The following is an 8,182-nucleotide window of genomic DNA, read 5'->3' as shown; positions in this document are numbered from 1 at the left end:
AGCCACATTTGTTATAAATATTAAATTAATAAATTTATTGTTAAAAAATAGCACCAACAGAGTGGTGCTATTTTTATTGGCTAGAAAAGTATGCTGTGAATAATTACTTTAATTCAATCCACGCTTTACGCTGCGATTTGTCCATGTAGGACCAAGCGATAAAACGGCTGATTTTTTGTCCTTGGCTCATTTCCACGATTCGGATCGCTTTTACACCCAACTTTTCAAGTTGTTTACGCATCGGGCGAACATTGTCTTTCTTTGAGATTAACGTGGTAAACCAAAGCACTTGTGCACTGAATGCTTGGCTTTCGTTCGCCATTTTGCGGATGAATGCAGCTTCACCACCTTCACACCATAGCTCAGCATTTTGGCCACCAAAGTTAAGCGCTGGTTTATTGGCTTTTACTTGCGGCGTTTTCGCTTGATTAGCTTGAACCTTCACGCCCTTTTTACGCTGATTCGCTTTTAAATTATCCAGCTTACGCTGACTGCCCATCGCCGCTTCTTCTGCAGAACGATGGAATGGCGGGTTACAAGTCGTAATATCGTAGCGATCGTTCGGCTGGATTATACCGCGGTAAATATTTGACTCACTGGTTTGTTGTACGAGTTCGATCTTACCGTTTAACGAGGCATTACGCTCTGTAATTGCTCGTGCAGATTCAATCGATGTTGGGTCAACATCGCTACCAGTGTAATGCCAGCCGTATTGACTCACACCTACGATTGGGTAAATACAGTTTGCTCCAACACCGACATCAAGCGCTCGCACTTTATGGTGGGCGTATTTGCCTTTTACTTCACCATCTAGCAACTCTGCTACACGATGAACGTAATCCGCACGCCCGGGAATTGGCGGGCACAAGTAAGTATCAGGGATATCCCAATATTCAATATCATAGTGCGCCGCCAGCAATGCTTTATTGAGCATCTTGACGGCCTTTGGATCGGAGAAGTTGATTGAGTCTTCCCCTTTCGGATTCTTTATCACAAATGATTTGAGCTGAGGCTCTGCTGTGATTAGCTTTTTGAAATCGTAGCGACCTCGATGTGCATTACGTTCATGCAATCCACTTTTAGCAATTTTGATCACTTCCACATCGCTGCTTTTGTTCGCGGCGTTAGTTTTCAGACCTGTGCTTTTTGTAGCTTTTGCTATCGGCTTATTTTTCACACGCTTTGGTTTGATCTTGGCGATTTCTTTGCTCGGCTTAGACTTCGCCGATTTTGGCTGAGCTTGTTTCGCGTTGTGATTATTGGTCTTCATTCGAATTCGCTTTTAAATCGAGGTAAATCATAAACAGACGAGCATCAAATTCGAGTTGGTGATACTCAGGTTCCATATAACAGCACAGTTGGTAAAAGGCTTTGTCGTGGTTTTTCTCACGAGTATGTGCCAACTCATGCACCACCAGCATGCGTAATAACGCTTCAGGTGCATCTTTAAACACGTTCGCAATGCGAATCTCATTCTTAGACTTTAGCTTGCCACCATGGTTACGGCTGATCACGCTATGCAAACCAAGTGCATTATTGACGGCGTGAATTTTCTTATCGTAGACCACTTTGCTAACTGGCGCGGCTTTCTTCATGTAGCGGTTTTTGATTGCTATTGCGTACTCGTAGAGCGCCTTTTCGCTTTTGATTTGGTGTCTATCTGGGTAGCGTTTTTCGAACCAAGGCGCCAGTTTACCACTGTCGATGAGTGAACTGACTTGCTCGACAATGTTCTGCGGATAACCTTGAATGTATCGAAGTGACGGATGCATGCGTATTAAGTCTGCTATGACAAAAGAAAGGCGATAAATATACCTGAGATAAGCAAGAGTTTCATCTTAGGATTACTATTCACGTGGGCTTTCAATCCTGTGTCCCCTACTCGTCTGGAACAGCATGTTCTCCTCTCGCCAGATACGTTTATTTTGTATATGGCTTTTTAGCGAGTAAACGTTTTGTTATGTGAACTTTCTTATTCGTGTCACTTGCGCACAGTGGGCACAACGCAGTAACGAAGGTTTCTTGCGTTTTTTTATTTCGAACCAAACAACCTAACTCTGCTCTTTCTAGACAACGTGAATTGCAACAATTGGTTGCTTGCTGGTTTTGCACGGTTTCCCAATATTCTAGCCAAGATCGGTAGGCGTTTGGCAATTCTATTGACTCATCTTTTACGCGCTCTACATCAGGCATATTCCCTCCAGAAGATGTGACGGTGGTTATTTCTTTTGTTTTATAAGGCGATAAACAAAACAGAGGGAGCGATTTCTCACTCCCTCTTAAGGTAAAAATAAACTAATGAAGCATCTGATAGGGTTTCAGTTCTAGAAGACCTAAAACTCACCCTCGTTTGATACTGTCAAAGTAAAATCCCACTCCTCGGTAAGTAAATTTTCGGCAGGCATTGGATCTATCAATACGTAATGTTTCTGATCGAATTGCCATTCTAAAATACCCTCAGTTGAAGAACCGTCAGGCCAATCAAAAGTCGCTTTATATCTTAATGCACCAGCAATTGGTGTTTCATCGATTTGTCCGAAGTAAAACTTATGTTCCTCAATAGGTTTACCTTCACCTCCATCGATATACATTAATTGCATACTCCAACTAGAATACTCAAAGCCACTTAGTTGCCAGTATCGTCCCATGGTTCTTCGACCGAAGCCAATATAGTGAACAGGCTCTCCTTGTACTACGTTGCTAAACTTCTCGGTGAAAACATAAAAAGAGAGAGAATGGGCTGGTGTAATCGTCAGTTCTGCATTGTCTTCAAGCTCTCCATACTCCTCAGATAACAACTTAGCAGAAATAACGACGTCCCCAACGCCTACACCTGTAGCAAGACCTTTTTCTCCAATGCTATTAGAAATAGTAGCAATGTTCGCGTCACCACTGCTCCAATAAAGATTATCATCTTGAGTTACATCAATACGCTCTCCATTGGTCATCACCAACTCAGCTTTGAACTGTTTATTCGCTCCAAACGGTATTTGAGGCGTATCTAAGCTTTCTTGAGTTTTAGGTGTAACAATTAATGTCACCGCCTCAGAACGAGTTACTACAAGAGTAGAAGTGGCCTCTATCTCCTCTCCATTCACCTCAGCATAAGCGGTAATCGTAACGTTACCAATAGAGACTCCAGTAGCTGTACCTTTATCCACGTCAGAGTTGGAAATCGTAGCAATATCTGAATCACTGCTGCTCCAATGAATAGCACTCTCTTTTGTTACATCGACAAGTTGACCATCAGATAAACGAGCAGTTGCAGTGAATTCTTTAGAAAGCCCTACAGGCACACTTTCAGACTTCGGGGCAATTTCTAAAGATTCAATGATTGCTTCTATTACCTCTACATTAGCACTACCTTGAACACGCAATCCATTAACCTCTCCCGAGGCAATAATTTCAACATCGCCAACAGCTTCACCTGTGATAAGTCCTTTTGAGCCCGCCTCGTTTGATACAGTTGCAACTTTTATATCACTGCTAAACCAATTAATTGAATCAAGCTCTGTAATATCAATGTTAGTACCATCAGAAAGGTAAGCCGTAGCTTTTAATTGCTCATTTAGACCAACAGGGACACTTTTCCCGTTTGGTGATACAACGATTGAAGTAGGAACCGCTTCCGTAACGGTCAATGTTGTCGTATCACTAAATTGACCATTTTCTGAATCAACATAAGCGGTGATATCTGTTTCACCGATAGATACTGCCTTTGCGCGCCCCTTAGTACCTTCTTCATTTGAGATTGTAGACACAACCTCAACACTACTTACCCACTTAGTTGAGTTATCTTGTGTAACGTCAATAGACTGTCCATTTGAAAAGTTGGCAGTCACCGCATAATTCCTCGTTAACCCTACAGGTGTTGATTCATCCTTAGGGGTAACTGTAACGGAAGTCATAACCGCATCTGTAACATTTACGAAAACAGTATCTTTAAAATCTCGTTTATCAAAACGACCTTCTGCAGTAATAGTAACTTTACCAGTGTTTTCTTTTGTTGAAATAAGTCCATTGGAATCTATCGTTGCAATGGATTCATCTGAACTACTCCATTTAACACCCTCGCCAGAGGTAACATCTTTTACTTTACCCTTTTTTGTTACAGTCTCAGCTTTTAGCTGTAGCTGAAATCCAATAGGCACACTATTTTCTTTCGGTGTCACGACAAGATCGTTGACACCGTGATTGCAGCCAACTAACCCAATGACAGATATTAGTGCCAATAATAAAAATTTTATTGACTTACTTATTCTCATAACATTACTCCTATGTAGCACGAGAAATCGTAAGGACACTTTAATTACATACATCACAAGCATCAATTGGCACTTCAATATTAACAATTAAGATAATGCTTGCCTTCACATAGCAATCGATTGCGTATGACCAACTTAAAGTTAGGCACCTAAAATATAATTAAACGATAAGTGCTAATTAACTTTTAAATTAAATTTAAAGATTATACTGAATGTCTAAATAATTCATAACTTAAGAAATAGAAGTATTAAGGCAAATATCATCTGGCAAGCAAGGAGATAAAAATGTCAAAATTAAAAATTGAATATTGGAAAACCATGTGTGTAGCGATGTCACTACCTTTATATTCCTTACCTATTTCTGCAAACGTGTTTGAACAGCCGCACTCTCTCACTGTAAGTGTTTTTGATATAATCACTGGTAATCCTATCGATGATGGTAACTATTATGTAGAGGTAGACATTATTGACAATAATACCAGTTTAAGCGTCGGCACAGAGCAATATCAATGTGCTTTTTTCAACGGGATTTGTTCATTCCCGATCGATAATCAACACTTGTCTAGTTTAAGCAACGTGAACGGCATTTCTTTCTTAGTAACGATCCCTGACGTAATAGTTGATGAAAACACCATATCATACGACGTATCAAACGTATCTTTAAGTGCACAAGTTCCAAACCAATTAAACGGTACATTTAAATATGAAGTGAAGCCTGTTCTTTATTCGAGAGTGGCAGAAATTGCAAAAAATGTTAATGGTGATATCACTCCTAATTCAGTTGATACTATTTCGGTCTCTATTCAGGGAAATGAAGTGATAAATGAATATGGAGAATGGATAGGGAAAGGTGGAATTCAAGGTCCTATGGGAGAGACTGGACCACAAGGAGCTACCGGGCCACGCGGTGCGACTGGACCACAAGGGGCTACCGGGCCACGCGGTGCGACTGGACCACAGGGGGCTACCGGGCCACGCGGCGCGACTGGACCACAGGGGGCTACCGGGCCACGCGGTGCGACTGGACCACAGGGGGCTACCGGGCCACGCGGTGCGACTGGACCACAGGGGACTACCGGGCCACGCGGTGCGACTGGACCACAGGGGGCTACCGGGCCACGCGGTGCGACTGGACCACAGGGGACTACCGGGCCACAAGGACCGATTGGAACGCCAGCGACAGAACAAACATTCTATGTGTCTAAATATATTGGCCTGCCGGATACAGACAGCAATAACCATGTAGAAATCGCCCTAGTCAATCACACTCTTTTGAGCCGCTCGGGCATATGGATTGATGGTTTGGGTAGTGGTGATAAAGTGTATGCAGGAAAAGAAAGAGGTGCGAAAAACAATATCAATATAGAAAATTTAAATTATATAGATGTTTATAAAGATGGCGGTCGAATAACTGGAATTGAGTTTGTTTTTAACGATGAAGCAACGAAGCTAATAGGGAGGAAAAAGACTTATCTAGGAACTTACCTCGTTCCAGAAGGAAAAACTGTATTCAAAGTGATAGCTTATTCTTCAAATGACAAACCGGTGTATACTGCTGATAACGATTTCTATGCCCCTGGAGGTGTAATTGGAGGATTAACGTTCTTGTCTAAGTAATTTACAAAAAACTATGACACAAAAAGACGTTAAAAATGAGGCTCGATATAGATTAAGAGCCTCATGTCCATATTATGTCAAAAAACAATCCATTTTACTGTTAGAATTCCTAGAACTCTCCCTCGGATACATTTTTACTATTATTTTTTATAACTTTTGTCAATTTTTCCGCACTAATTGGCCCACCGAATAAAATTCCTTGTTGTTTTACAATTCCTTTGAAAGTCGCTACCTGACTAAAAGTAGCGTCCTCGACCCCATCAAGCATTACACTCATTTTAGTGTCTTTCGGTAAACTATCAATGGCCATAAATAGATCGGTATTACTATGGATTCCAAATGTGGGATTATTATAAGTTATAAATTTAAGTTCTCGTATCGGTAACTTTGAGGCCGACATTATACGATCGACAGTAATTTTTTCTAGCCCTAAAATCAAGCTTACGCCATTTGACAATATTGGCTGTAACTTATCAAGGTAACCATCTACATCAGACTTTGCAAGATCATCGTTATCAAGATACAAACTAAAATGATGATTGGAATTAAATTTAACTAACTCCAATAAACAGCTATAAATGAAGCTGTCATCAATAAAGTCATGGTGTATGTGTAGCGTAAAGTACAACTGATTAGTGAGATCTTTAAAGTATTGCTTATAATCTTGTAGAAATTTCCCGATAACAATCTGATTAAATAATTTTTTGCTAGTTAATGTTGTTATCTCGGGTAACAAATGTGTTGACAATAATAACGCATTTTGGGAATTAAACCAGTTTGCACTAACATCTGCACCAATGATTTCCTTACTAGTTGTCATTACTTGAGGCTGATAGTACATTCCAATAGGAAAATCGAAGATGCTTAAATCATTAGAATACCGGTTTGTTATATCGTTAGGCTCGTCCTCTTGCTCAAAAGTCTCGACAACAAGTTCGGTGATACTTTTTGAATCGATTGGTTTCGCTATTGCTTTTATGATATTGAGCTCGTAAAGCTTTCCGATTTGATGCATTGATTCGATCACTACACGGTCAAGCGAAGATATGACGATGATTTTCGTCGAGATCGCCAGTTGCGAAATCATACTCAACAATTCAAAGCCGTCTCCATTTGGCATCATAATGTCCATAATGACCAAATCAAACTTCTTACTGCGTATTTTACTGATCGCTGAATAAGCGTTTTCGACACATATGACCTTTGCACAATCACTCGCAGCCAAAACCGCACTTTTAATAATTTCTCGCGATAACTCTACGTCATCAACAACAAGTACTGATTTATACATCATGCTTATCCTTATATTGAGATAGTAGGTTCATCCAAACCCTCTGAGATTTCAGAGTTTTGATGTCAATATTCATCAACTTGAACACCACATCTTGTCTCGACACACTTCTATACTCGAAACTCAAAGAGAAAAACAGATTGAAAATGACAGGGTTGTTCACATACAAAACCAGTTCTGTATTTGGATCCAAACTATGGATATAGCGATAGACTTCTCGGCTTAATGTCTCGACTAGAGAAACAATGTGTAAGCAATTGAATGACAAAATAAAGTGCACATTCTTATCATGAAACAACAAATCTTGCCCCAAAAAGTCAATGGCAAGACTGTAATTGACCGAGAACAAATGACCCAAAATTTGACCATGCTTAACTGCTATCGTTAATTCACCTCCATATTGATTGATTATTTTCATTACGATGGCTTCTCTTGTAAGGCCTTGAGTGCACATCGCTCTTAACACTGCATTTTCTTCATATTCAAAGATCGCATCAATCAAATTTAGCACGCAACTTAACCTATCCAAGTTACTGGCATTAAGGACGATAAGCTCTACTTCTCCAACGCCACTTTCGTTAAAATAACCATGGTTGTTAATTCTGTTGGTATAGTCAGGCAAGTTACTGACGTCATTGACAGTGGACCATACGTCAAAAATGTCCACACCCAACATATCTAAAATTTCATTTTGTCTGTTTAAGTGTGGCTTGGTTGCTCCCCTTTCCCATCGGCTCAAAGTGACGACATCTAAATTATCAAAATTACTACTACTTTTTTGTAGTGCATTAACAAAATCTAATTGTGATAGACCGCTTTGTTTTCTAAATGAACGGATTATTTCTCCAAACATAGTAAGTTTCTTAATTATTTCTTTATCAACTATGCGTAAATTTTGTTGCATGCAAAGCTAAAAACATAGGGGCACTTGTTAATATTTTTTATCACAAATGCCCAAGACAAAACAATCAACGCCAACACCAAAAGCGCTAGTAGTGGCAGTCCTTGC

At 40.1% G+C, this 8,182-nt stretch carries 6 protein-coding genes; 1 reads left to right on the top strand and 5 read right to left on the bottom strand.

Annotated features, from left to right (window positions below):
- Positions 1 to 103: 103 nt before the first annotated feature.
- The 3 genes from rlmF to VCHENC03_RS13535 all read right to left on the bottom strand — a co-directional run bounded on the left by rlmF (position 104) and on the right by VCHENC03_RS13535 (position 4,265).
- Positions 104 to 1,270, bottom strand: coding sequence for a 23S rRNA (adenine(1618)-N(6))-methyltransferase RlmF (gene rlmF / locus VCHENC03_RS13520; protein ID WP_009705933.1), 1,167 nt, complete (start codon positions 1,268 to 1,270; stop codon positions 104 to 106).
- Positions 1,257 to 1,772 (bottom strand): M48 metallopeptidase family protein, encoded by a 516-nt coding sequence (locus tag VCHENC03_RS13525; protein WP_009705932.1) that lies wholly within the window; start codon positions 1,770 to 1,772, stop codon positions 1,257 to 1,259. The genes rlmF and VCHENC03_RS13525 overlap by 14 nt, the downstream gene beginning before the upstream one ends.
- Positions 1,773 to 2,333: 561 nt before the next feature.
- Positions 2,334 to 4,265, bottom strand: coding sequence for an Ig-like domain-containing protein (locus tag VCHENC03_RS13535; protein WP_009705930.1), 1,932 nt, complete (start codon positions 4,263 to 4,265; stop codon positions 2,334 to 2,336).
- Positions 4,266 to 4,550: 285 nt separating this feature from the next.
- Here VCHENC03_RS13535 and VCHENC03_RS28105 point away from each other — a divergent pair, with 285 nt between their 5' ends.
- A complete protein-coding gene (locus tag VCHENC03_RS28105) occupies positions 4,551 to 5,882 on the top strand; it encodes a collagen-like protein (protein WP_009705929.1) in 1,332 nt (443 codons plus the stop codon).
- Positions 5,883 to 5,991: 109 nt separating this feature from the next.
- Here the strand turns inward: VCHENC03_RS28105 and VCHENC03_RS13540 are convergent, their stop codons facing one another.
- Together VCHENC03_RS13540 and VCHENC03_RS13545 are read right to left on the bottom strand one after the other, a co-directional pair.
- Entirely contained in the window at positions 5,992 to 7,176 is a 1,185-nt protein-coding gene (locus tag VCHENC03_RS13540; protein ID WP_227739887.1) for an EAL domain-containing response regulator, read from the bottom strand.
- Positions 7,166 to 8,026 (bottom strand): helix-turn-helix domain-containing protein, encoded by an 861-nt coding sequence (locus VCHENC03_RS13545; protein WP_009705927.1) that lies wholly within the window; start codon positions 8,024 to 8,026, stop codon positions 7,166 to 7,168. Before VCHENC03_RS13545 ends, VCHENC03_RS13540 begins: the two co-directional genes overlap by 11 nt.
- Between the last annotated feature and the right edge of the window lie 156 nt (positions 8,027 to 8,182).

It is taken from the genome of Vibrio sp. HENC-03 (assembly GCF_000305755.2).
GTDB classification, from domain to species: Bacteria; Pseudomonadota; Gammaproteobacteria; order Enterobacterales; family Vibrionaceae; genus Vibrio; species Vibrio owensii.
This window is presented reverse-complemented; position numbering and strand designations above follow the sequence as displayed.

Coding starts and splice junctions, on each gene's coding strand:
- VCHENC03_RS13540 (WP_227739887.1), bottom strand. CDS start 7,176: ATGATGTATAAATCAGTACTTGTTGTTGATGACGTAGAGTTATCGCGA.
- rlmF (WP_009705933.1), bottom strand. CDS start 1,270: ATGAAGACCAATAATCACAACGCGAAACAAGCTCAGCCAAAATCGGCG.
- VCHENC03_RS13535 (WP_009705930.1), bottom strand. CDS start 4,265: ATGAGAATAAGTAAGTCAATAAAATTTTTATTATTGGCACTAATATCT.
- VCHENC03_RS28105 (WP_009705929.1), top strand. CDS start 4,551: ATGTCAAAATTAAAAATTGAATATTGGAAAACCATGTGTGTAGCGATG.
- VCHENC03_RS13525 (WP_009705932.1), bottom strand. CDS start 1,772: ATGCATCCGTCACTTCGATACATTCAAGGTTATCCGCAGAACATTGTC.
- VCHENC03_RS13545 (WP_009705927.1), bottom strand. CDS start 8,026: ATGTTTGGAGAAATAATCCGTTCATTTAGAAAACAAAGCGGTCTATCA.